This is a genomic window from Methylocystis sp. ATCC 49242 (assembly GCF_000188155.2).
Lineage (GTDB): Bacteria > Pseudomonadota > Alphaproteobacteria > Rhizobiales > Beijerinckiaceae > Methylocystis.
The window spans coordinates 2201691-2225153 of the sequence record NZ_KE124774.1; the positions used below are offsets into that span (position 1 = coordinate 2201691).

The 23463-nt window shown below is 61.6% G+C and carries 18 protein-coding genes and 2 pseudogenes; 6 read left to right on the forward strand and 14 right to left on the reverse strand.

Translation table 11 applies throughout. The annotated features are described in order from the left end of the window. Positions 1-17: 17 nt before the first annotated feature. Positions 18-1589 (reverse strand): Na/Pi cotransporter family protein, encoded by a 1572-nt coding sequence (locus MET49242_RS12830; protein ID WP_051134184.1) that lies wholly within the window; start codon positions 1587-1589, stop codon positions 18-20. A 102-nt stretch (positions 1590-1691) separates the two neighbouring features. Here MET49242_RS12830 and MET49242_RS12835 point away from each other — a divergent pair, with 102 nt between their 5' ends. After that, on the forward strand, positions 1692-5168 hold the full coding sequence (locus MET49242_RS12835; protein ID WP_144259616.1) for an HAD-IC family P-type ATPase: 3477 nt from the start codon (positions 1692-1694) through the stop codon (positions 5166-5168). A 66-nt stretch (positions 5169-5234) separates the two neighbouring features. Beyond that, a complete protein-coding gene (locus tag MET49242_RS12840) occupies positions 5235-5783 on the forward strand; it encodes a hypothetical protein (protein ID WP_036283323.1) in 549 nt (182 codons plus the stop codon). A 502-nt stretch (positions 5784-6285) separates the two neighbouring features. Here MET49242_RS12840 and MET49242_RS12850 read toward each other — a convergent pair. The 5 genes and pseudogenes from MET49242_RS12850 to MET49242_RS12875 all read right to left on the reverse strand — a co-directional run. Beyond that, positions 6286-6936, reverse strand: a pseudogene (locus MET49242_RS12850) (IS110 family transposase); the annotation flags it as partial. Positions 6937-6942: 6 nt separating this feature from the next. Further along, positions 6943-7755, reverse strand: a complete 813-nt coding sequence (locus MET49242_RS12855) for an IS5 family transposase (protein WP_036279258.1) — start codon at positions 7753-7755, stop codon at positions 6943-6945. Positions 7756-7809: 54 nt separating this feature from the next. Beyond that, positions 7810-8184, reverse strand: a pseudogene (locus MET49242_RS12860) (transposase); the annotation flags it as partial. Positions 8185-8549: 365 nt separating this feature from the next. After that, a complete protein-coding gene (locus MET49242_RS12865; RefSeq protein WP_036287984.1) occupies positions 8550-9563 on the reverse strand; it encodes an IS110 family transposase in 1014 nt (337 codons plus the stop codon). Between the two features lie 996 nt (positions 9564-10559). Then, the gene (locus MET49242_RS12875) at positions 10560-11006 is read right to left on the reverse strand and encodes a MucR family transcriptional regulator (protein WP_036283332.1); all 447 of its coding nucleotides are present in this window, start codon (positions 11004-11006) and stop codon (positions 10560-10562) included. A gap of 847 nt (positions 11007-11853) precedes the next feature. On the opposite strand from MET49242_RS12875, the gene MET49242_RS12880 reads away from it, so the two are divergent. Next, positions 11854-12060: a hypothetical protein gene (locus MET49242_RS12880; RefSeq protein WP_192815600.1), complete on the forward strand. Its 207-nt coding sequence runs from the start codon at positions 11854-11856 to the stop codon at positions 12058-12060. Between the two features lie 145 nt (positions 12061-12205). On the opposite strand, the gene MET49242_RS12885 is transcribed toward MET49242_RS12880, so the two are convergent. Next, complete coding sequence (locus tag MET49242_RS12885) at positions 12206-13384, reverse strand: alpha-hydroxy acid oxidase (RefSeq protein ID WP_051134518.1); 1179 nt, start codon at positions 13382-13384, stop codon at positions 12206-12208. A gap of 573 nt (positions 13385-13957) precedes the next feature. Here MET49242_RS12885 and MET49242_RS12890 point away from each other — a divergent pair. After that, positions 13958-14659 (forward strand): LexA family transcriptional regulator, encoded by a 702-nt coding sequence (locus MET49242_RS12890; RefSeq protein WP_036283335.1) that lies wholly within the window; start codon positions 13958-13960, stop codon positions 14657-14659. Positions 14660-14986: 327 nt separating this feature from the next. Here the strand turns inward: MET49242_RS12890 and MET49242_RS12895 are convergent, their stop codons facing one another. Then, the gene (locus MET49242_RS12895; protein ID WP_244430810.1) at positions 14987-15766 is read right to left on the reverse strand and encodes a M15 family metallopeptidase; all 780 of its coding nucleotides are present in this window, start codon (positions 15764-15766) and stop codon (positions 14987-14989) included. Positions 15767-16020: 254 nt separating this feature from the next. On the opposite strand from MET49242_RS12895, the gene MET49242_RS12900 reads away from it, so the two are divergent. After that, positions 16021-16509 carry a hypothetical protein gene (locus MET49242_RS12900; RefSeq protein WP_144259617.1) on the forward strand — a complete coding sequence of 163 codons (489 nt, stop codon included), beginning with the start codon at positions 16021-16023 and terminating at the stop codon, positions 16507-16509. Between the two features lie 42 nt (positions 16510-16551). On the opposite strand, the gene MET49242_RS12905 is transcribed toward MET49242_RS12900, so the two are convergent. The 3 genes from MET49242_RS12905 to MET49242_RS12915 all read right to left on the reverse strand — a co-directional run bounded on the left by MET49242_RS12905 (position 16552) and on the right by MET49242_RS12915 (position 19587). Beyond that, positions 16552-16860 (reverse strand): cytochrome c, encoded by a 309-nt coding sequence (locus tag MET49242_RS12905; RefSeq protein WP_036283341.1) that lies wholly within the window; start codon positions 16858-16860, stop codon positions 16552-16554. Between the two features lie 15 nt (positions 16861-16875). After that, complete coding sequence (locus MET49242_RS12910) at positions 16876-18093, reverse strand: molybdopterin-dependent oxidoreductase (protein WP_036283344.1); 1218 nt, start codon at positions 18091-18093, stop codon at positions 16876-16878. 69 nt (positions 18094-18162) lie between these two features. Beyond that, positions 18163-19587, reverse strand: coding sequence for a multicopper oxidase family protein (locus MET49242_RS12915; protein WP_036283347.1), 1425 nt, complete (start codon positions 19585-19587; stop codon positions 18163-18165). 326 nt (positions 19588-19913) lie between these two features. Here MET49242_RS12915 and MET49242_RS12925 point away from each other — a divergent pair, with 326 nt between their 5' ends. After that, positions 19914-20576, forward strand: coding sequence for a DsbA family protein (locus tag MET49242_RS12925; RefSeq protein ID WP_036283353.1), 663 nt, complete (start codon positions 19914-19916; stop codon positions 20574-20576). Positions 20577-20649: 73 nt separating this feature from the next. On the opposite strand, the gene recR is transcribed toward MET49242_RS12925, so the two are convergent. Genes recR through MET49242_RS12940 form a run of 3 tightly spaced genes read right to left on the reverse strand, consistent with a single transcriptional unit; the run spans position 20650 to position 23433 of the window. Next, a complete protein-coding gene (gene recR / locus MET49242_RS12930) occupies positions 20650-21255 on the reverse strand; it encodes a recombination mediator RecR (RefSeq protein WP_036283355.1) in 606 nt (201 codons plus the stop codon). A 9-nt stretch (positions 21256-21264) separates the two neighbouring features. After that, positions 21265-21588, reverse strand: coding sequence for a YbaB/EbfC family nucleoid-associated protein (locus tag MET49242_RS12935; protein ID WP_036283359.1), 324 nt, complete (start codon positions 21586-21588; stop codon positions 21265-21267). A 12-nt stretch (positions 21589-21600) separates the two neighbouring features. Beyond that, positions 21601-23433 (reverse strand): DNA polymerase III subunit gamma/tau, encoded by a 1833-nt coding sequence (locus MET49242_RS12940; RefSeq protein WP_036283362.1) that lies wholly within the window; start codon positions 23431-23433, stop codon positions 21601-21603. Between the last annotated feature and the right edge of the window lie 30 nt (positions 23434-23463).

The window sequence follows — 23463 nt, forward strand, 5'->3', positions numbered from 1 at the left end:
ACGAGCTGCTGATTGTCCTATTTGTCAGCGGCCGCATCCAATGAGTCTATTATTCGCCACGAATGGTTCAGCGCTTTGTCGGCCCATTGCAATGCGAGCAGCGTCTCGTTAGCGGTCGAAGCCGGCGTCTGTTGACGCGCGACGGACTCCAGAATTTGCGCGCGAAGCGCCTTACGCTCCTCCGTGAGATGCGTAGCGGCGGCGCCGATCGCGTCCAGGATCGGTCCGCCGGTGATCCTCGCAGTCTCCTTCTGCGCGTCGAGCCATGCGGCCAGCGCCTGCGCGCCTGCGCCTATAGCCTCCGTCCGCGTCGTGAAAGCAGCCGTCGCGGCGGATTCGCCCAGGTCTTCGAGTAGCTGCTTGAGATGGTCGATCGCGTGACACAGGCGCACCAGGCGTGGCTCGACTTCGGCGAGATCGAGCGTTTCCAGCGACAACGACTCCAGAAAATGTTCGATCTGCCGCACCGAGTCCTCGGGCGGTTGATAGGCGGTCCGGTCGCCGGCGAGCCGCCGGCGCACGGCGTCCACGGCGTCCCGCGCAACTTCGGACAGCGCCCTCCAGACCGCTTCGAGGGCCACCGGCCCGCCGGCCTCCGCGAGCGCCGGCTCCAGTCTGCTGACGGCCGACTCCGTTCCTTTTCCCGACAAATTGACGATGAAACGCGCATAGGCGTCGAGCCAGGGGAAAAAGACGACGACGCCCATCAATTTGAACAGGCTGCTGAACGCGGCGACTGCGAGCACGCCGTCATAATCGTCGAAGCGTGAAACGACCCAGGTTGCGGCGTTGGCGAGCGGAGAGAGGAGCAACATGCCCAAGACGCCGACGACCAGGCTGAAAATGATATGCGCCAGGGCGGAGCGCCGGACCGCCAACCCGCCGCCCATCGTCCCGAGCGCGGCGCTGGTCGCGGCCGTGCCGATGCTTTGTCCGACCACCATGGCGCAGGCTTGCTGAAAGTTGAGGCTCCCCGCATGCAAAGCGACCAGGGTCGCGGCGGCGGCGGCGCTGGAGCTCTGCATGACGACCGTCATGACAACTCCAAGTCCCGCAAGCAGCCATTTGGCGCCCCACCCTTCGCCGACGAAGGAGTCGACGTTCCAAGACACATTGCCCATGCCGGTCTGCAGATAATCCAGCCCGACGAAGATCAGGCCAAACCCCGCAAGGATGGCCCCGGCCGCGCGCCATTTGCCTTTGGCGACGAGCCACAGGAAGGCGCCGACGCCAACCAGCGGCATCGCAAAGGCGGAGATTTGCACCCGGAAACCGAAGAAGGCTACGATCCATGGCGTCGTCGTCGTGCCGAATGTGGCGCCGATGAGCACGCCGATCGCTTGTGAAAAGCTGACCAGCCCGGCGCTGACGAAACCGATGACGGTCAGCACCGTGGCGCTCGACGATTGAACCAGCGCCGTGAAAACGGCGCCAAACAGGACTGCGCTGAAGCGGCCACGGACGAGTGTTTGCAGGGCGCGTCTGAGCGAATCCCCGGCGAGGCCCTTCAGGCCCTCGGTAAGATGGTGAATTCCAAGCAGGAAAAGCCCGAGGCCGCCCAGGATCGTCATGACAGAAGTAGTGTCCATCTGAGCGGCTCACGTCCATCAAAGCAAATACCAACGATAGAAGTTCGCTTTACTAATCCAACATGCTCAGACAGTATCACATTCTTGATGGAGCGTTTGTCAATGAATGTTACGAAGCTTTTTTCCGTTGAAAATTGGCACGCGCTCGAATTTCAGGAAGCGCTGAGCCGTCTCGACAGCGATCCCTCGCGCGGCCTTTCGTCGGAGGAGGCGGTCAGGCGGCTCGGCGAATATGGGCCCAACCGCCTGCCGGAGGGCGCGAAGCGCGGCCCACTGATGCGGTTCCTGCATCAGTTCGACAATATACTCGTCTATGTTCTGCTCGCCGCCGGCTTTGTAAAGCTTATGCTTGGCCTTTGGCTCGACGCGTCGATCATCACGGGCGTCGTCGTCATAAACGCCCTGCTCGGGTTCCTCCAGGAGGGGAAAGCGGAAAAGGCGCTGGAGTCGATCCGCAACATGTTGTCGGCGGACGCGCGCGCCCTGCGCGACGGAGAGCCCCGCGTGGTCGCAGCCGAGAACCTCGTTCCCGGCGATATCGTGCTCATGGAGTCGGGCGATCGCGTCCCCGCGGATCTGAGGTTGATCGACGTCAAGAATCTTCGCGCCGACGAAGCTGCTCTGACAGGCGAATCCGTGCCTGCGGACAAATCGACTGACGTTGTTCCAGAGAACTCTACCGTCGGCGACCGCGCCGACATGGCGTTTTCCGGAACTCTGATCGTGTCCGGACGCGCTGCCGGGGTGGTCGTTGCGACGGGCGCGCAAACGGAACTCGGCCGCATCAACCAGATGCTCGCCGCCGTCGATGCGCTCGAAACGCCCTTGCTTCGGCAGATCGAGGATTTCGGCCACACCATCGCGAAAGTGATCGGTTTCGTGAGCGTCATCGTCTTCGCCTATGGCCGCTGGGTTCGCGATCTTCCCTTCGTCGACGCCTTCCAGGCTGTCGTCGGCATTGCGGTCTCCGTCATTCCGGAAGGCCTGCCCGCGCTGATCACGATCACGCTCGCGATCGGCGTGCAGCGCATGGCGCAGCGCCACGCGATCATCCGCCGTCTGCCGGCGGTCGAAACCCTGGGATCGGTTTCGCGCATCTGCTCCGACAAGACGGGCACGCTGACCCTGATGGAGATGATGGTCGCTTCGGCCATTACGGCCGACGCCGCCTACCGCGTAACTGGCGACGGCTATGCGAGCGAAGGTCAAATTCTACTCGATGGCCAACCCGCCGCCGGCGCCGCTGCGCTGCGCCACATGGGAATCGTTTCGGCGCTGTGCAACGATTCCGAACTGCGCGCAATTGACAATGTCTGGAAGGTGGAAGGGGACCCAACAGAGGCGGCGCTTTATCCATTTGCGACCAAACTTGGATTGGATCGCGCCGGCGAACGGCGGAAGCTTCGTCGAATCGACGCCATCCCCTTCGAGTCCGAGCATAAATTCATGGCGACCCTGCATGAGGAGCAGGGCGGCGAACGCCTCCTGCTCGTCAAGGGCGCGCCGGAAGTTATCCTCGCCCATTGCGACCGTGAGGAGGCAGAAAAAGGTTTCGAGCTGCTGCGGCGCGACTATTGGGACGCCGCCGCCGATCGACTCGCAGCGCAGGGCGAACGCGTGCTCGCCCTTGCCGGTCTGCGCAACCCGCCCGTCGGGAAAGCCAGTCTCGGCCCGGAGGACTTGCCCGGGAGTCTCGTTCTGTACGGCCTTGTCGGACTTATGGATCCGCCGCGCAAGGAAGCCGTGGAAGCGGTCGCCGAATGCCATAACGGCGGCATCCGCGTGACGATGATTACCGGCGACCACAAGATTACAGCCGCGGCGATCGCCAAAATGCTCGGCATTGGCGATGGAAAGACGGCGGTTGCGGGGACCGAAATCGAAGCCATGAACGACGGGGAGTTGCAGGAGTCCGTCGAGAATGTCGACGTTTTCGCGCGCGCCAGCCCCGAACATAAATTGCGTCTTGTGAAAGCCATTCAGGCCAATGGCCAGGTGGTGGCGATGACGGGCGATGGCGTCAACGACGCGCCGGCGCTCAAGCGCGCCGACATCGGCGTCGCCATGGGGATCAAGGGCACGGAAGTCACCAAGGAGGCGGCGGCGATGGTGCTCGCGGACGACAATTTTGCGTCGATCACCGCAGCTGTGCGCGAGGGCAGGACGGTTTACAACAATATCGAAAAAGCGCTTCTCTTCATGCTTCCAACCAATGTCGCGCAAGCGCTCGTCATTCTTGTCGCGATCGTCGCCGGTTTCATGCTCCCGATCACGGCGCCCCAGATCCTTTGGGTCAATATGGTGACGTCCGTCGCGCTCGGGCTTGTGATCTCCTTCGAACCTCACGAACTCGACGTCATGCGACGGGCGCCGCGCGCTGTTTCTCGACCGATACTCGACGCATTTGCAGTTTGGAGGGTGGTCTTTGTCGGCGTGGCGTTGCTCATCCTCACGCTCGTCGCCTTTTTCTGGATGAAAGCCGCCGACGCGCCGGACGAACTGGCGCGGACGGTTGCGGTCAACACATTGGTTGTGGGTCAGATTTTCTATCTGCTCAACAGCCGGTTCAAGACCGATTCCTCTCTCTCCATCGCAGCGCATCTCGGCAATCGCTACCTGCCGCTCGGAATCGCCGCGGTCGTCGTGTTGCAGCTTCTTTTCACCTACGCGCCGCCGTTGCAGGGTCTCTTCGGCACGCAAGCCATCCCGATGAATATCTGGCCATGGCTGTTCCTCGGCGGTTTTGTTTTCTTCCTCGTCGTCGAGGCGGAGAAGTTCTTCGTGCGCAGATTCGGTCTCATCGGCGCTCGCGGCGAAAGGCGCTCGGCAAAAGATCATCTGGCGTCGCCAGCGCTGGCGACCCCTTCTCGCGCCGTCGTCTCCGATTTCGGGAAATGGCAGGCGCTGCTCGGCGTCCTTGCGGTGGCGGCGTTGATTGCGGGTGAAATTTTCGTGTTCTGGCGCGGCGGGCAAGATCAGCAGCTGCTGTCCGGCCCGAACCTCGATGATCGTCCCTCCCGGATATCCGCCGCCAGCAGCCCGGACACGCGTGCGCCTGTGGAAGTCTTCGCACCCATTTCGGGCAAGATCATCGCCGTTCTTTGTGAAAAGGGCGCCGCGGTGACGGCGGGCCGCGTCTGCGTCAGGCTTGATCCAACTCCCTTTGAGGAAGCCGTCGCGCGCGAGAAAGACGCGCTTGCCGCGGCTTTGCAGCGCCAACAAGCGAGCGCGTCCGCCGCCGCGGCGGCGACTAAGGACCTTGAGCGCAAGCAGCGCGCGCAAGGTCGAGGCGCCCCACGCCCGGCGACAGAGAAGGCCCGCGCCGTGCTGGAACGCGCCACGGCGCGCGCCGAGGCCGACAAGGCGGCCGTCGAACGGGCGCGTGCCGCTTTGGCGAGCGCGGAAGCGGCGCTCGCGCAGGTCGACATTGCAGCCCCTGTCACTGGCGCCGTCGTCTCGGCGGCGAGCGTCGGCGAGACGGTCGAGGCAGGAAAGCCCCCCGCGGCGTTCTCTATCGCGCCCGAAGCCGCGCAGGAGATTGATGAGAATTCAGGCTCTAGCGAGCCCGCCGACCCGTAAAGGTGTTTTCGAGGGTCGGAATCTCAAAGCGTAACGGCTTCTGTTCTATCTGAAAGGTGCTGGGAAATGACCGATATCAACTCCTCCGACCTCACGCCGGCAACGCGGCCGAGGGGGATCATGCCATGGCTCCGCGCGCGCTTGCCATATTTCGTCGTCCTGGTCATGGCGCTCGTGGGGGTGGCTTACACCAGCATGTCGGGAACCCCGCTGTATGGATATTGGGAAGTCCTCGCCGTCGCCATCGGTCTCGCCTGTATCGCCACTGGCTGGCGCAAGACGGCTGACAAAGCCGCGCGCAAACAACTCATCGTGACGCAATCCCTGCATTGGCTCGCGTTCCTGATCGCGATGAGCATTTTGATGTTTCCTTCAGTCAATACGTTCCTCAACGGCCCAGCGACCGGTCTCGCGCTCATGTTGCTGCTCGCGCTGGGGACGTTCGTTGCGGGCGTCCATGTTTCCGCGGAAATCGCCGTCCTCGGGATCCTGCTTGCGCTCACCGTGCCGGCGATAGCCTGGCTCAAACAGACGGCCTTGATTCTGTTCCTTATCGCCCTCGTCATCGGCGGGGTCGTCGTGGCTTTTCGACCAGAGCGAGCCAACGGCGCGTGAGGGCCATGAACTGATGTGGATGCCCTCTCCGCCCAGCGTCGTAAGATGCTGGGCGGAGAGGGCATCCACATAGGGCAATCGCGGGAGCGAGTCGCCCCCGGCAATGCCGATACTGCATTGTGGTGGCTGTTCTCGGATAAGATCGAACACGGGCTGACGACCCCGCACCGTGCCCAAGCATCTGACGGAGAGCAGCCTGAACTGATGGGGTGGATGTATATGGACCCCGCCCGATTGCAACGGCTTTGACAGTTCCGACTTTCGGTCACAACTGCTGACGTATATCCGGCTTCATGATGCGGCCGAAAAAGTTCTTGCCGCGAGCCTCGATGGATTTTCGCGCGCTTCCACCTCAATGCCCCCAAGGCATTGGCTCTCGCCATGCCGGTCCACACATCAGGTTCGGGAATCGACGGAGTGACCGTTTCGCCATCACTGCCAATCGTTGCAATTGCTGGTGGGAATCTCGTTGGTTGTCTGTTTCCCGGATGCTTAGCTGCGGTTAGGCCGAGCTGACGGTTAGACGCTGATCGTAGCTCATGCCGCTGGCGAGCAAGCTCCATGCGATCCGCGCGTTCTTGTTGGCGAGCGCGACGGCGACGACATTTGGATGATGGCGTTCGCGCGCTTTGAGCAGCCAAAGGCTTCTCGGATCCTGCTTCCCTCGTATCCGGCCCAAGGCGGCGCGTGCGCCGTGGATAAGCAAGGTACGAAGATATCGGTCGCCGCGTTTGCTGATGCCGAGCAGCCGCGATCGGCCGCCACTCGATCGTTGTCTCGGGACAAGTCCGATCCATGCCGCGAACTGCCGTCCATTCTTGAAGCATTTTGCATCGCCAGCCGCTGCGACCAGCGCTGTCGCAGTAATAGGTCCAATTCCTTCGACCATGCCGAGGCGCTGACATGCTGCGCTTGTTCGATACAATTCCCGGATTTTGCGATCGTAAATTGCGACCCGCCTATCAAGGTCGATCAATTCCTCCCGCAATTCGCCGATCAACTCCCGAACAATGCTGTTCAGACCGTTGCTTTCCTCGTCGACGATCCGCGGCAAAGCGCGCCGAAGATTGCCGATGGTCTGCGCAATAACGACGCCGTGCTCGCCGAGTAGGCCGCGGATCTGGTTCACAAGTCTAACCCTATTGGCGACTAGAGGGTGTTATGCACCTTGGATCATGAAATCTGCTGCGCGCTTGAGCATGAGACATGCGAAGGCGACGACGTGGAGTCCTGCGAGGGTCTGAGCATAGCGCTCGTAGTCTTTGACGAGCCGCCTGCATCGCGTCGCCCAGGCGAATGAACGCTCGACCACCCAGCGCTTGGGCAGCAACACGAAGCCTTTTTTGGCCTCGGCGAGTTTGACGACGCAAAGCTCGGCGCCCTGCGCCTTTGCGGCCTCGGACGCCTTTTCGCCGGTGTAGCCCTGATCGACATAAACGAGTTCGACGCTTTCGCCTGTCACATCCTGCACGGCTGCGATGAGCTTGCCGACCTCGGCGCGGTCATCGACATTCGCCGGCGTGACATGCAACGCCAGCAAATGGCCCAATGTGTCGACTGCCATGTGCAGCTTCGAGCCGCGCTTTCGCTTCGCGCCGTCATAGCCCGCTCGTGGGCCGCTCTCAGGGGTCGAGCGCAAGGTGCGGCTGTCGATGATCGCCGCCGTCGGCTCCGCCGCCCGCCCGGAAGCGACGCGCAACTGGGCGCGCAGATCCTGCGCAAGCGCCTCGAACACGCCCGCCGACAGCCAGCGCTGCGATTGCTGATACACGGCGAACCATGGCGGCAGATCGTTGGGCATGGCGCGCCAGGCGATGCCGTAGCGCAGCACGTAACGCAGGCCGTTGAACAGCTCGCGCAGCGAATGTTGACGCTGCGGCGCGCCTTCGTCCATGAGCGTCAGATAAGGCGCAACCAGCGACCATTCTTCGTCGCTGACGTCAGACGGATAAGGTTTGCGAATCGGAGACATCCGATTCTACTAAGACAATCAATCACCAAAGTACATAACACCCTCTAGACGACTGCGAATCCGATGAATAGCCTGGATCGCCAGCTGTTCGGCGGATTTGACCGGAACGAACCGCATGTTCGGACGGCCGACTGCTTCACAGATCGCCTCGGCGTCATTCCGATCATTCTTGTTGGATTTTACGTATGGCGTGACGAACTGCGGGCTGATCAATCGAACGTCATGCCCAAGCTCGGAGAACGTCTTGGCCCAATAATGCGCGCCGTTCGAGGCTTCCATTCCAACAATGCAGGGCGGAAGATTCGCGAAGAAGAGCGCAACGGCCGGGCGGCGTAAAGTCTTACGCAAAACGACTTTGCCGCGTTCGTCAACACCGTGAAGATGGAAAACATATTTCGCGAGATCGAGGCCGATACGGACGATGTGCATGGTCGTCTCCTGCTCTGCGAGTGACAGTTCGACATCCCAGCCTAGGCCAAGGGCGGGGTCCATACCATTGCCCCCGTTTTGGCAAGGTGATTCTTCGGCGACATTTCAGCGCGGCGCTTCTATCGGTCGTGTGTCAGGCCTCTTGACGTGGCCTGCTTTGCGCCACGGGCCGGCATGCCGTTCGAAGAACAGGGTCCACATCGGTTCAGAGAGCTTGGTTGGCTCGAGCCCCGGGACCGGCTTTCCCCATTCTGAACATTGAAGTCCTTGCCGCATATGTCGTCGGTCGATCTCCTCGCCGGAACCGGCGCTACGCCGGCCCTGTCAGCGCTTTTCCGCTTCGCGCCCGGTTGGGCTTTCGCGGATCACGCCATTCGGTAATTCTGTTCCCTGGTCATCATGGCCCAGATGATGCGCGCCATTTTGTTCGCGAGGGCGACGGCTGCGACCATCCTCGGCTTGCGGCCGAGAATGCGGCCAAGCCAATTGTCGGGCAATACGCCCTTGCGCACGATCCAGCGGATCCTGCTCATGGCGCCGACGATCAGCAACCGGCGGATATCGTTCTGCCCCATCTTGCTGACCGCCCCCAGTCGGGTTTTCCCGCCTGTCGAATGCTGGCGTGGCACAAGGCCGAGCCAGGCGGCGAAATTTCTGCCGCTCGAAAAAGCCCGCAAGTCCGGAGCGAAGGCGAGCACGGCTCCGGCGGTCACAGGGCCAACGTCCGGGACAGTGCAAAGACGCCGCATCTCGTCGTTTTCCTTCGTCGCTTTTTTGAGCCGCAGAGCCAGATCCTCGATCTTGGAAGTAATCGCTTCGATCTGATCGAGGAAGAGCTGGACGACGTCCCGCACTGCTTCTGGGACATCGACGCTTTCATCCTTCATCATGTCGACGAGTGACTTCAAATTCGCGGGGCCTTTCGCGACGACCAGTCCGAACTCCGCCAGGTGACCGCGAAGCGCGTTGATCAATTGCGTGCGTTGTCCGACGAAGCATTGATGGGCGCGGAAGGCGACGGCCCGCGCCTGATGTTCGGCGCTCTTGACCGCCACGCAATGCATGTTCGGCCGCAAAGCGGCCTCGGCGATCGCCGCAGCATCCGCGGCGTCATTCTTCTGACGCTTCACGAACGGCTTGACGTAGATCGGCGGGATCAGACGAACCTCGTGTCCACAAGCAACTCCCATTCGGCCCCAGTAATGGCTCGTCGCGCAGGCTTCCATCGCGACGATGCAGGGCGGCTGCGCCCGGAGGATTTGCTCGAGTTTCGAACGAGACACGGTCCGATTGAACAGAACCGCCCCACCGCGATCCGTCCCGCAAAGCTGAAAACTGCGTTTCGCCAAATCGATCGCCAAAACATGAACTTCAGACATATGCACGTCCTCCATAACTGCGCCTCCCGGCGCCGACCCAGCATCACACAATGCTGGGTGGAGGGGGCATCCACCCCATCAGTTCAGGATGAACGGCGGTCGTGTCCTTCGCGACGCCGCTAGCGAAAAATGTGACGAGACTGCATCTGGCTCGTTCGAGCCAGGCTTTGAGTTCGGATTAAGTTTTCTTGCGGATCATCAAATGTAAAACAGCGACGACGGTGCGCGCATCGACGACGCGAACTTACCGACCTGCCAACGGCAGATCCGACAAACGCCGAAGATAACGGCTATGGACGCACGTGGCGATCACGTCGCAGTCCGGGCGCCGACTCGCCTTACTCGCGGGGTGAACCGTGAGCACAATCATCGCGCCATCACCGGCGTGTACGCGGCGGCGCTCTCAACATGAAATCCACGCGGCGCAAAATCCGAAGGGCGAAGCGTGCGACCCATGCTGAGCAGCCAACCTCGCACACAAAAACGCGACTTGTTTGCACACTTCGCTGAATTTTGAAAAGGCGATAGACGTCGGAGAGATACGATCTTCCCGGCTCATGTCGAGATCATCCATCATGACGGCTCGCCGCGGAACATGGAAAAGTCGGGCATGACCAAAGGTTTCCAAGCCAAATCTCCGCGCTTCAACCTTCCCTCATCAGCTCAGCTCTGTTTGCTGGAACGCTGAGAATTTATCAACGAAGCATTTTCCGCAGCGTTGACGCGGGCGAACTGAAGCGTGCATTGGCAAGGTCGGCATGTCGCGGCGCGCGAAAGCCCGGCTCAATGCATTTCATAGCTCCCTGGTCGCTCCGCAAATGTTGACGTCCCTTGAGGCGCGGCTTGCGATATGAGTTGACCGTGGACATCCTGCGATAACCATGCACGACATCGTTCCCGCAATGCATTTGCAGTTGCGACGCCCGGTCGAAAACATTGTGAAGCGAGAGCGCTCGAGTAACGCGGCGGGCAATTGCCTTCAACGACTGTCGCGGCTCACTTCCTGGCTCTGCGCGCGCCGGACTTGCTTGACTTTTGACCCAGTCCCATCTGCACGGCCAATTCGGATCGAGTTTTAGCGTAATTGGGCGCGACCATCGGATAATCCGACGGCAGCCCCCATTTGGCGCGATACTGGTCAGGAGTCAGGGAATATGCGCTGCGAAGGTGACGCTTGAGCGATTTGAATTTCTTTCCGTCCTCGAGACAAATAATGAAGTCGGGCGTCACTGATTTCTTGATTGGAACTGCAGGTTCTTTCGGAGTCGTCGTATCGACAGCTGTAACCTGGCCGGACGCCAGCCGCACCAGCGAGGCGTGAACAGACTGCAACAAGGCGGGAAGCTCCGAAGCAGGCAAAGAATTGTTGGAGACGTAGGCCGACACGATTTCCGCCGCATATTCGAGACTTGCGGCATGTTCGGGAGAATTGTCATCAGCCATGAGCGGCGCTCCTTCTTAATCGAATCAGAAAACTCGGCCGGAATTTGAACACGTATTCCCCCTGTAGAAGCAAGCTGGAGCGCGAGACTAGACATCACTTCTTTCCGGGGCGCCCCAATGATAACGGTCGCATGCGGCGCGCGGCGCTGGATTATGTTGTCGCCCTTCACTGAAGCTGATCAATGATCTTTCCGATGATGTTGAGGATGATTGCCGCTTCATATCCGGGGCGCGGCGATTTCTATCGCTTCGTAGGCGCACAAGACGAACTTTTGAGGACGTTTATAATTTCAGCTTCAAATCAACCCTTTGACATCTTCTACATTGACGCCGTAACGGCCGGAGCCGATAGACAATGCTCAAGGCCGCCGCCATCCCGGAACGAATATTTCGATCCGGAACGGGCGCGACGTCTTTTCCGGCGCCGACGCTCGAAGCAGGACCGTGCGCCGGGAGCTGCGAGGCACGGCTGAGAGGGCGACCTCGCCTGTCAAGGAATTCTTCATTATTTCAATATCCCGAATCAGTCGTCCATGATTCGGACATGCTCCGTTCCGGACGTATTCAAGATTTTCCGAAATGAAGCAGCGCTGAAAGGTCTCGCATTAAGAACCTGATCAGATCATTCACCGAGGGCAAGCATCGAGGAAATGGCGCCGCGTCGCCTGTGCGATCCACCCCGACATCGCCTCCCCTAGACACCACGGCGCCGCCGACCGGCGGATCATGCGACAACTGAGGCTTGTGAGTTGAAATATTCCGCCGTTGAATTATTTCTGGCTGATCGCGAAGGCGAGGCGATGACCTCCTCTCGCTCCCGGAATTGCAAATTGATAGGAACCCCGCCGTGCCGGACATTTCGAACAAACGACAGCCGCAAAATCAGGAGCGCAGCCAATATCCGTTGTGGTTCGCGATTGTAGGACTTGTAATAAGCATCGCCAGCTACGGCATGATGGACTTGATGATTGGAGACGTCGTCTTCCTGTTTGGCGCGTTTTGCGCCGTTGTCGGGTTGGTCTATTGGTTTTTACAGCCGCGACACGGACTGTAGAAGGAATATCGACCCGCAGGTCAGACCAAAGAAGCGCCGCACTGATGATGGAGCGCCGAGAGCGAATTCGCCGAATTTGCGCTCCAATTTCGGCCGTCCCGCGTTCTGACGGGAAAGCGCATATGCTTTCCATCAGCGCGCGCAATTACGTTTCATCGGGCGAATAGTTGGACCCGGTGGCGCTGCGGCGCCTGATCAAAATTTCTACCGTCACCGCATTGATATCGACGACGCCGCAAAATCCCATGGTGAGGCTGAGTTCTTTCGCTATTATTTCGAGGCACAGGCGAACGCCCTCTTCGCCCAATGCGCCCAGACCATAAAGATAGGCGCGGCCAATCATGACGCCCCGGGCGCCGAGAGCGATAGCCTTCAACACGTCCTGCCCGCTTCTGACGCCGCCGTCGAGCCATGTCTCGACGCTCCCGCCGACTGCTCTCGCGATCGCCGGCAAGGTGGAAATCGAGGACGGCGCGCCGTCGAGCTGGCGGCCGCCATGGTTGGAGACGACAATCGCATCCGCGCCGACATCGACGGCGCGTCGCGCATCCTCGATGTCCATAATTCCCTTCAGAACAAGCTTGCCCTGCCAAAGGCGCCGGATCCAGGCGATATCCTCCCATGTCACCCTTGGATCGAACTGGCTGCTCGTCCAGGCTTCCAGCGACGCCATATTTTCCACGCCCGTCACATGCCCGACGACATTGCCGAAAGTCCGCCGCCGCGTGCGCAGCATGGCGAGTCCCCACTTCGGCTTGCGCGCCAGATCGAGCAGATTTGCAAGGCCCGGTTTTGGGGGCGCCGACAGCCCATTGCGCAAATCCTTGTGCCTTTGACCAAGCATCGGCAGATCGAGCGTGACGACGAGGGCGGAACATTTCGATTTCCCGGCCCGATCGATCAGACGTTCGACGAAGGCGCGATCGCGCATGACGTAAAGCTGAAACCAGAATGGCCGGCTCGTGTGGGTTGCGACGTCCTCGATCGAACAGATGCTCATGGTCGAGAGACAGAACGGAACGCCGAAAGCCTCCGCCGCTCGCGCGGCAAGAATTTCGCCATCGGCGCGCTGCATTCCGCACATGCCTATCGGGGCCAGCGCGACGGGCATGGCGACGTCTTGCCCGATCATTGTCGAGCGGAGATTTCGCCTCTCGATGTCGACAGCAACACGTTGTCTGAAGAGCAGATCGCCAAAATCACGTGTGTTTGCGCGGTAGGTCGTCTCCGTCCATGAGCCGGCGTCGGCGTAGTCGTAAAACATTTTCGGAACACGCCGACGCGCGAGACGACGCAGATCCTCGATACAGGCGATGTGCGCCATGATCATCCCTTCGCCGGTTTCACCGCGACGCTCCTTGCGCCATTCGTGTCGCAAGCCGAAATGGAGCTCCCGAATTGTAAATCATCCGCCCGGCCCTCCTCCAGCAATCCCGTCGACATGGCGCGTGACACGGTCCGGACCAGATACGACCGCCCGCCGACGCTCGCCGAGATGGAGCGGATCAGGAGACTGACCCGCCGCATTCGTCGACACGCCTCCGGGAGCGGCCCGGTTGCTCAGCTCCGAATTGGCCATAAGGGGAGAGATGGCCCAACGCCCGGAACATATTCCTATGACCGCCGCCGGAATTCTCGATAGCGCGCTGATGCTGCTTGACTTTTGCCTTTTATTGCTATCCTTTTCCGCCGCCTCGTGACGCCGCATGTTTCACGAGACGCCGACGGAAACACGGTCAAGATTACGCAAGGCCAAAAAATGAGACGCCAGAAGCTGAACATTTTGCGCAAATCGGATTGCGTGTTTCGCATTCCAGATTGCAATGCGTTTTCAGAGCGTTAAATTTCATACAACCGTCACATGCCCTGTGGCGCCACGAAAAGAAGACCGAGATCCATGCACGACCGCTTAAAGAAAGCGCGCATAAGCGCCGGCTATTCGACGGCGACAGATGCGATCAGACGTTTTGGCTGGAAGGGCTCGACATATCGGGCGCATGAAAACAGCCAAAACCAATATGACGCCGAGACGGCGAAAATTTACGGCCAGGCTTATGGCGTGAGCCCCGGCTGGCTCCTGACCGGCGAAGGCGACATGAGCCCGCGGACCGCTGCGGCCTATTTGGCCGAGCCCCGGGAAGGCGCCCGCAACGCCTGCTTCGTCCCCCTCAAGGGAAAAGTGGCCGCCGGCATCTGGTCGGAGGTCTTTCTCGCCGAGAAGGACGACACGCAACAGAGAAGAACGCCGCTCCCTACCGATCCGCGTTTCCCCGAGGAGATACAATTCGATCTGGTCATCGAGGGCGCGTCGCTGAACAGATTTGCGCAGGAAGGGGATTATATTCGCTGCATCGACGCCAGGGACGCGGACGCCGAAATCCAGGACGGCGATCTCGTCGTTATCGAACGCATGCGCGAGAAAACGCTGCGGGAAATTTCCGGACGCCGATTGCAGAGGAATGGCGATCGCCACGAGTTCTGGCCCGAGTCCGACGATCCGCGCTGGCAAGCGCCCCTCGTCGCGAAGAATGGCCTGAGCGAGTCCGGCGAAGAGATCAGGGTAATCGGAAAGATCCTCTGGAAATATCGCGAGCCCTGAGATTCCGGCCGCGGCGCGGGATGTCCCGTGGACGCCGTCGGCCACGAGTTCTCACCGACAATCAGCACCAGTTGATTGTCCTCCCCGGGGCGGCTCCGTTCGATACAGACCTCGACCGGAGCCGCCTTGCACCGGAAAAAAGATTCGCGCTCGGCGGCCGAGTCGCCCGCAAATAAGGGGCGAAGACCGTCAGGACGCCGCCGAGCGATGCCTATTGCAAAAAGGCGAGAGGCCTGCCGAAGCAGCTTCGCCGGGCTATTCCATCGCGCCGCGCTGTTTTTCAGGTCTGGCTTGCGGTTATTTTTGTTGCACACGCGGCGGCGGGGTTCAGTTCGCCTTGTCTTTCGCCGCGAAAAACTCGGGCCGATATTCGAAATGCATCGTGTCGAAATGCCCCCATTTCCCGCCCCAGATGAAGCCATGACGCTCGAAGATCTCGACGATCTCATATGGAATGCGATTGCGATAGGCTCCCTTTCGCCACAGCCAGTAGTCGGCTTGCACAATGCTGATGTCGATCGCCGCGCCATAGGCATGCATGCTGCGGGCGCCCGTGTCCTTGACGACGCGGCAATTGAAGGCGCCAGCGCTGGGGAAGGTGAGACGCTTCACTGGCGGCGGTAGCTGCTCCAGTTCCTGCCTGATTGCGCGCAGCTTGTCGGCGACGCCATTCACCTTGGTCACGCGCACGGCCTTTCCGCCGACCCATGGAACATCGACCAGGCGCTTCTGTGTTTCGCCCTTGTCGCAATCGCCATACATCTTGTCGAAGAAGGCCGCATTGCGGAAACGCCCCGGATCGTCGTTCGGTCCGGGAGGCTGGGCGAGCGGCCCGGTCTTGTAAGGAAGACTTAATTGGTCGAGCAACGAGGCGCGCCTCAGTTTCTCATCGAAACTCTTGTCCGCGCGACCGTCCGACAACGGCTGCTTCGTTCCATCACGCCATTGGACCGACGCCTCGTCCGCGCCGGCAAGATGATCAGGATAGGCGCGCACGAGCGCTTGCGGCGAGATCGCCTGCGCATGGGCGAGCTGGGACGCGAACACGGCGACGAAAACAAAAGAGACGCTCGCGCCGATACGTTTCGGCGCCTTTGGCGCATTCACGACATCATCCTCCAGCATCGAAGCGGCGCAGGGCAAGCGGCTTCGCAAAAAAGGGATCGCCGAACGCTCACCCCTGAAACCGCCAAGCTAAATATCGTCCTCGAATGGATGGCGCGCACTGCGATGAAGTGTCGCGGCGTTTCCTGCTCAACGCCGGCCGTTACAGCGGCTCGACGAAAGGTATGCGAACTTGCGGAGCAATCCATTCATGGACAATATGAAAGCCGGAAAATGAACGCGTGCAGGGCGGGATCATGAAACGAATTGCGATAGTGACGTGCGCCTTCGTAATTTGCATTGCGATCGGCGCGGCGCCTGAAGCCCGGGCGAAGGAACAATGGGACAAGGCGCAGCCCGACCTGCAAAAGATCGGCGTGGAGCTTGTCGTATGCAAGGACTATCCCGAACAGCTCATATGTCTCGGACTGGGCTGCGCGTCCGGCGCGTTCGAACTGATCAGCATTCGCAGCGCCTCCGGCGCATTCACCGAAGATGTGCAGCTGTCGGCCGGCGGCAAGACATTCGACGTGCGCTTTTCAGATCATGATCCAAAGATCATGGAGGTCGTGGGAACTTCCGGCTCCAGAGCGAAAGTTTCCTCCAATCTGGTCGACGCGATTGCAGCCTCCCGCAAGGTTACGATCCGCGATCCGAAAGCCGATGGATTCACGGAAAGTTATCTCACCAAGGGGTTGAAGGCGCTGCTTCAGGACCCGAAGGGCTCCTGCGCCGCGGTCAGGTGATAGTGGCGGCGGCTCCGCCCCCTGCGCCGCCTATTAAAGCGCTCAATAGGTTCGCGCGAGATAATCGATGATCGTCTTCGCATCGGCCTCGGAGATCGAAGCGTGATAGGCCTTGATCATCTTCCTGACTTCGGCCTCCCAGAAAGCAGCGCCGCGATGGGGCGGCTGCGTGTTTACATAGTCGGCTGAGTGACAGGCGAGACAATTGTTTTGCGCAACGTCGCTCCCCGGTCCCGGACGAAAGACAGAGGTTTCTTCGGGCAGCGCATAAGTCAGGGGCTTTGCCGCGCCAGCGGTCACGAACAGCATTGACGCCGCGACGACGGCTTGCGTCCGGTTGAGTTTTCGCATGATCGCGCCCTCCGGTCAGTGCGCCGCGACGCGCACCGTCTCCACGACGTTGCGCATATAGCCGGCGGGGTTCCACAATGGCGCCATCGGCTGCGATTGCCCGATTCTGTTGATGGCGCACACGCGCAGATGATGCTCGCCCCTCGCAAGTCGCGTCGTTGCGCGCCATTCGCGAAACGAGTAGCGCCCAAGGTCGGGGCCGAAACTTGTCGCGCGCCAGTTCCGACCGCCATCGCTCGACAGCAGAACTTCCGTGACGCCATAGCCGCCATCGAATGCGACGCCTTTTACGAGAGTTTCGGCCCCGGCCTTCACTTTCGCGCCATCGGCGAGATTCGTTATGAATGACCGAACGTCGAGACGCCTGATCGGCGTCGTCGCCGTTGCCGTCTGACCCGGTTCCGTGCAGGCGCAGGCGTTGTCGGGAATCCGATAGGCGTTCTTGACCCAGAAACCGTCGAAGACGTTGTCGATGACTGTGATCTCGCTGAGATGCTTTACCCAATAGGTGCCGTAATAGCCGGGAACGACGAGGCGCGCCGGAAAGCCGTTGAGCCATGGCAGGTCTTCGCCATTCATCGCATAGGCGATCATCACCTCGCCGTCGCGAGCGTGATCGATGTCCAGCGCCTTTTCGAAGTCGGGCGTTTCCGGCAGCACGGGTCGGTCGAGCCCGTTGAAAACGACCTGACGCGCGCCGGCCTGAACGCCCGCCTTGTCGAGCACGGACTTCAGCGATACGCCGCGCCATCGCGCATTGCCCATCGCGCCATTCGCCAGTTGCCCGCCCGCGACGCGGGGTTCGACAAAACCGCGGCTGTTGCCGGAACACTGGTTCACGGCGACGATCTCGATTGGCTCGAAGCCTGTCTTCAGATCTTCCAGTGACAGCGACAGGGGACGGTCGACCTTGCCTTTCAATTCGATCCGATACGTCGCGGGATCGATCGACAACGGAATATCGGCGAGGTGATAACGCACGAAGAAGGCGTCATTGGGCGTGATCGCTCCTTCATCGAAAACGCTGAAAGGCGTTTCGAGTTGCGGCGGGCGAGCGGTCAGCTGTATCAGCGGCCGTTTGCCGGGATAACGGACGAGCGGTCGTTCGCCATTTGCGAAAGGCAGCGTCACGCTCCCCTCCGCGCGCGCGCCCAGCGGAAACGCGAAACCATCGAAGGCTGCGCCGATCGTTGCGCCGCCCATTGCCTGTAACACGGATCGCCTTTTCATCATCGCACCGTTTCCCCGAAAGCATGGCGGCCAAGCGAAACGAACGGCGCCGCTGGGGCGCCTTATGCGACGTCACGAATAGGCGAACGTCGCGAACATTCCCGCGTGCATGTGATACAGCAAATGACAATGGAAGGCCCAGCGGCCGGGATTATTGGCGTCGAAAGCCATGACGACGCGTTTTCCCGGCGGAACCAGCACCGTGTCGCGCATGGCGCCCGGGAAGCGCGCGCCGTCGATCTCCACGACCTGAAACTGATGGCCATGCAAATGCATCGGATGAGACATCATCGTCCGGTTCGTCAGCGCGATTTCGACGCGCTCTCCGAGAGCCAGCGGCAGCGGCGGCGTCGAGGCGCTCCACACGACATTATTCAGCGACCAGACATAGCTCGCCATATCGCCGGTCAGATCTATGGAATAGACGCGATCCGCCTTCCGCTGATCGAGCGGCGCGATGGCGCGCAGCTGCGATTCGAGATCGAGGTTCAGCGCCGTCGACGCTTCCGCCGCGAGTTCCGGAACGCGCTCGATCGTCGCCCCGGCCGGCGCGAGGATAACGCCGGTCCGCCGTCTTTCGCCTTCCAGAACGAACAGAACCGGGAGCGCCTTCGCCTGCTTCGGCGTCTCCAGCAGAATGTCGAACCGCTGCGCGGATGCGATCGGAAAGCGCCGCCCGGCGATGGGAAGAACCTTCTGTCCGTCCACCGCGACGAGCTTTCCCTCGATCTCGCCGAGATCGACATGGAAGGCGCTCATCGATGCGCCGTTGATGATGCGTAAAAGCACACGCCCGCCGGCGTCGATCCGGATGACCTCAGGATCAGCCAGCGTGCGGTCATTGGCGAGAAAGGCGTCGTATGTGACGTCGTTCAGATCGGGCCTGGCCGTTGGCGTCGTCATCGGCCCGGCCATCGCCTTGCCCATATGCATCCCGTGGCTCGCAGGCATGTCAGCGGAGGCGGCTCTTCGCTTTTGCCCAATGAGAGACGCATAAATCTCCTCGGCGGGCCTGAAGCTGAAATCGGCGAGCATGACGACGACCTCCTGCAGGTCCTCATGCGTCGCGCCGTCATGGATGATCAGGGGCGCCGTCATGAGCGACTGCTCCTGAAATCCGACATGCGAATGCATCCAGTATGTGCCGCCGAACGTCAGCGGAAAATCATAATCCGCCGCGTCGCCCGGCGCGATGACCGGACCCGTCACCTCGGGCACGCCATCCTGTCGCCACGGCGGCGTGAGCCCGTGCCAGTGAATGAGGCTCGGCTCGCCCAGTTCATTTTCCACGCGCACGCGAAATGACGCGCCAACCTTCGTCGACAATCCGGAAACGCCGCTCGCCTGTCGAATGCCGTAAACGGAAGCAGCTCGGCCATTCACGTCGATGATGCGGCGCTGCAATTTCAGGACGGTGGGCGTCGCCGCCGCCTTGGCAATAGCGGGCGTCGCCGCCATGGCGACCGTGTTCAACAGAAGCGCGCGCCGCGTGAGCATGTCGATGCCTCTTGGCCGTACGAAAAACGCGATGGGAGTTTTCAAGAACGACGCGGGACGGCGATCTCGAAGGCGCCAGAGCGCCAATATGGGCGCCGAATTTCGGGGTTCGTCAAATATTCGATGGCCGATCCCGTTTCGTTTCGCGCCTTCGCCAGCGGGACATGAGCGCAGCGCAGCCCGTTGATGTATTTGACCAAAATGTCGACATCCGTCTTGCGCCGGGCGACGATTTCGACGCCTGTTCGCCGCTGCGGCCAATTTTGAATTGCCACAATCTGCGGACAGATTATGGTCTGTCCACACGATTCAGCCACGGGCCTCTCATGTCTTTTCCGTTCTTTACGCTTTCCCGCCGCAGCCTGCTTTCCCTCGCCGCCGGGGCTCTGGCCTTCGCCGCCACGCCTGCGCTTGCCGAAAAATCCTCGTCCGGCAAGGTCTCGATGGAGGAGCTGATGGGGCCGAACGCCCTGCCCGACGTGGTCGAGGGCGGAGCCGACGCGCCTGTCACGATCGTCGAATACGCCTCGATGACCTGCAGCCACTGCGCCGCCTTCCATCACGAAGTCTATCCGGCGCTGAAGAAGAACTATATCGACACGGGCAAGGTGAAATTCATCCTGCGCGAGTTTCCGCTCGATCCGCTGGCGACGGCCGCCTTCATGCTCGCGCGCGAACTCGGCGACAAGCGCGACGCCGCTGTCGACCTGCTGTTCTCGCAGCAGAAGAACTGGGCATTCACCGACAAGCCGCTCGACGGCCTCGCGAATGTGCTGAAGCAGGCGGGCCTGGGCCAGGAGAAATTCGAGGCGATCCTGAAAGATCAGGCGCTCTATGAGAAGGTGAACAAGGTGCGCGAACGCGGCTCCGAGAAATTCGGCGTTAATTCGACTCCGACCTTCTTCGTCAACGGAGACAAATACACCGGCGAGATAAGCGTCGCCGATTTCGACAAGATCATCGCGGCGCATACGCCCGCCCCGAAGTGACGGGTCTCGCCCGACATCGGGAATAACTGGACGACGAATGGCCGGGGCGGACCCGGCCATTTCTTTTACAGGCCTAAAAACTCGTCCGCCGCTCCAGCGCCGCGGCGAGCGTGCCTTCGTCCAGGTAATCGAGTTCGCCGCCCACCGGCACGCCATGAGCGAGCCGCGTCACCTTCACGCCGAAGGGGGACAGGAGATCGGCAATGTAATGCGCGGTCGTTTGGCCATCGACGGTGGCGTTGACGGCCAGCACGATCTCGCGGATTTCTCCGGCGCGAACACGCTCGATGAGGCTTGCGATCGTCAGATCGTCCGGCCCGACGCCGTCGAGCGGCGACAGCACGCCGCCGAGCACATGATAACGGGCGTTGAGCAGTCCCGCCCGCTCCAGCGCCCAGAGATCGGCGACAGTCTCCACGACGACGAGGATCGACGGATCGCGCCGCGCGTCCCGGCAGATGGTGCAGGGATCGCTCGTATCGATGTTGCCGCAGACGGAGCAGGAAACGATGCGTTCCTGCGCGACGCGCATGGCGTCGGAAAGCGGCGCGAGCAATTCCTCCCGCTTGCGGATGAGATGCAGCGCCGCGCGGCGCGCCGAACGCGGGCCGAGCCCCGGCAGTCGCGCAAGGAGCTGCACCAGCCGTTCGATTTCGGGGCCTGCGACGCGTTCCGCCATTGAAGGAACTCAGAACGGCAGCTTGAAGCCCGGCGGCAACTGCAGCCCGCCCGTCATCGCCTTCATCTTTTCCGCCATGACTTCGTCGGCCCTGGCGCGCGCCTGCATATGCGCGGTGACGATGAGGTCCTCGAGGATTTCCTTCTCCTCGGGCTTCACGAGGCTCGGGTCGATGGAGATTGATTTCATCGCGCCCTTGGCAGTGAGCCGCACTTTCACCAGCCCGCCGCCGGCCTCGCCCTCGACCTCGGTCTGTTCGAGTTCGAGCTGCGCCTCGGCCATTTTGGCCTGCATCTGCTGCGCCTGTTTCATCAGGCCCATGAAATCCATCATCTGCTCTCTCCGTTAGTCTTCATCGGGAGACATATCGTCATATTGCACGTCCGGCGCCTCGGAAGCGCCGGCGCCCTCGTCCTTGCTGCGCACCGCGACGATCTGCGCTCCGGGGAAGCGCGCAAGAACGCCCGCGACGACCGGATCGGCCTCGAGCCCCGAGCGGCGCTCGCGCTCCTGCGCGTCGCGGCGTTCCTTGATCGTCGGCGCGCCGCCCGCAGCGACGATCGACACCATCCAGCGCTCATTCGTCCACGCCTGCAACTTTTGCATGAGCGCCGAGGCGAGATCGCGCGAGCCGCCGGGGGCGAGCTCGAATTCGATGCGGCCGTGTTCGAAGCGCACGAGCCGCACATCCGATTCGAGCGCGAGCTTCAAGCGGATGTCGCGTTTCTCCTCGGCGAGCGCGACCAACGCATCAAAGCTCGCGATGGCGACGCCCTGCTGCTCCGGCGCCGGGGAAGCGGGCGCGGCGACGGGACGAGCCGCGCTTTGGCTGCGCAGAGCCGGCGCGCCGCCGGCGATCGCGACGGGCGCGCCGCGTGACGGGGAGCCGCCCGGCGCGGGGGAGGCAGGCGCGGCGCCGCCGGCGCCATGTCCCAACTGTTTCAGCAACTCGCCCGGCGTCGGCATGTCGGCGGCGTAAGCGAGCCGCACCAGCACCATGTCGGCGGCCTGCAGGGGACGCTGCGAGCCGCGCAATTCGTCGACGCCCTTCATCAGTATCTGCCACGCGCGCGTCAGCGCGGGAACGGAAAGCCGCTCGGCCGCGTCCGAGCCGCGGCGTTTTTCCTCCGGCGTCAGCGCGGCGGATTGCGCCGTTTCGGGCGCGAGCTTCAGCCGCGTCGCGAGATGGGTGAACTCGGCAAGCTCCAGCAAAACCTGCGCCGGATCGGCGCCGCCGTTGTACTGGTCTTCCAGCAGCGCGATGGCCCGGCCGACGTCGCCGGCCATCACGGTCTCGAAGAGATCGATCACCCGCGCCTTGTCGGCGACGCCGAGCATGAGGCGCAGATCATCCGCCGCAATCGCGCCGCCGGCGGCGTGCGCCGAGCCATAGGCGATCGCCTGATCGAGAAGGGAGAGCGCGTCGCGCGCGGAGCCCTCCGCCGCGCGGGCGATCATGGCGAGAGCGTCTGGCTCGATCGCCACATTTTCCTTCTCGCAAATTCCGCGCAAATGGCTGGCGAGCAGACCGGCGTCGATGCGGCGCAGGTCGAAGCGCTGGCAACGCGAGCGCACCGTCACCGGCACCTTGTCGATTTCGGTCGTCGCGAAGATGAACTTCACATGCTCCGGCGGCTCCTCGAGCGTCTTCAGCAGGCCGTTGAAGGCGGCCTTGGAGAGCATGTGCACTTCGTCGATGATGTAGACCTTGGTCCGCGCCATCACCGGGCGATAGCGTGCGTTGTCGATGATCTCGCGAACGTCGTCGATGCCGGTGTGGGAGGCGGCGTCCATCTCCAGCACGTCGACATGACGCGAGTCGATGATCGCCTGACAATGGACGCCGAGTTCGTCCATGTGGATCGTCGGCTTGTCGATCGCGGGGCGGCCGTCTTTCGCCGGCAGTTCATAATTGAAGGCGCGGGCGAGAATGCGCGCGGTCGTCGTCTTGCCGACGCCGCGCACGCCGGTCAGCAGATAGGCCTGATGGATGCGGCCGAGGTCAAAGGCGTTCTCCAGCGTGCGCACCATCGGCTCCTGGCCGATGAGGTCCGCAAAGGTCGTGGGACGATATTTGCGCGCCAGGACGCGATAAGCGGCGGCGGGCTCGGCGGCGGCGCCAAAGAGCGAGGGGCCATTGTCCGGCTCGAGCGACGGCTGGTCGTGCTCGTGGTCCATCTTCGTTCCGCGCTAGAAAGACGAAAGGCG

Bases quoted from the DNA above. Each gene is read 5' to 3' on its own strand.
- MET49242_RS12830 (WP_051134184.1), bottom strand. From the start codon at position 1,589: ATGGACACTACTTCTGTCATGACGATCCTGGGCGGCCTCGGGCTTTTC.
- MET49242_RS12835 (WP_144259616.1), top strand. From the start codon at position 1,692: ATGAATGTTACGAAGCTTTTTTCCGTTGAAAATTGGCACGCGCTCGAA.
- MET49242_RS12840 (WP_036283323.1), top strand. From the start codon at position 5,235: ATGACCGATATCAACTCCTCCGACCTCACGCCGGCAACGCGGCCGAGG.
- MET49242_RS12855 (WP_036279258.1), bottom strand. From the start codon at position 7,755: ATGTCTCCGATTCGCAAACCTTATCCGTCTGACGTCAGCGACGAAGAA.
- MET49242_RS12865 (WP_036287984.1), bottom strand. From the start codon at position 9,563: ATGTCTGAAGTTCATGTTTTGGCGATCGATTTGGCGAAACGCAGTTTT.
- MET49242_RS12875 (WP_036283332.1), bottom strand. From the start codon at position 11,006: ATGGCTGATGACAATTCTCCCGAACATGCCGCAAGTCTCGAATATGCG.
- MET49242_RS12885 (WP_051134518.1), bottom strand. From the start codon at position 13,384: ATGGCGCACATCGCCTGTATCGAGGATCTGCGTCGTCTCGCGCGTCGG.
- MET49242_RS12890 (WP_036283335.1), top strand. From the start codon at position 13,958: ATGCACGACCGCTTAAAGAAAGCGCGCATAAGCGCCGGCTATTCGACG.
- MET49242_RS12900 (WP_144259617.1), top strand. From the start codon at position 16,021: ATGAAACGAATTGCGATAGTGACGTGCGCCTTCGTAATTTGCATTGCG.
- MET49242_RS12905 (WP_036283341.1), bottom strand. From the start codon at position 16,860: ATGCGAAAACTCAACCGGACGCAAGCCGTCGTCGCGGCGTCAATGCTG.
- MET49242_RS12910 (WP_036283344.1), bottom strand. From the start codon at position 18,093: ATGATGAAAAGGCGATCCGTGTTACAGGCAATGGGCGGCGCAACGATC.
- MET49242_RS12915 (WP_036283347.1), bottom strand. From the start codon at position 19,587: ATGCTCACGCGGCGCGCGCTTCTGTTGAACACGGTCGCCATGGCGGCG.
- MET49242_RS12925 (WP_036283353.1), top strand. From the start codon at position 19,914: ATGTCTTTTCCGTTCTTTACGCTTTCCCGCCGCAGCCTGCTTTCCCTC.
- recR (WP_036283355.1), bottom strand. From the start codon at position 21,255: ATGGCGGAACGCGTCGCAGGCCCCGAAATCGAACGGCTGGTGCAGCTC.
- MET49242_RS12935 (WP_036283359.1), bottom strand. From the start codon at position 21,588: ATGATGGATTTCATGGGCCTGATGAAACAGGCGCAGCAGATGCAGGCC.
- MET49242_RS12940 (WP_036283362.1), bottom strand. From the start codon at position 23,433: ATGGACCACGAGCACGACCAGCCGTCGCTCGAGCCGGACAATGGCCCC.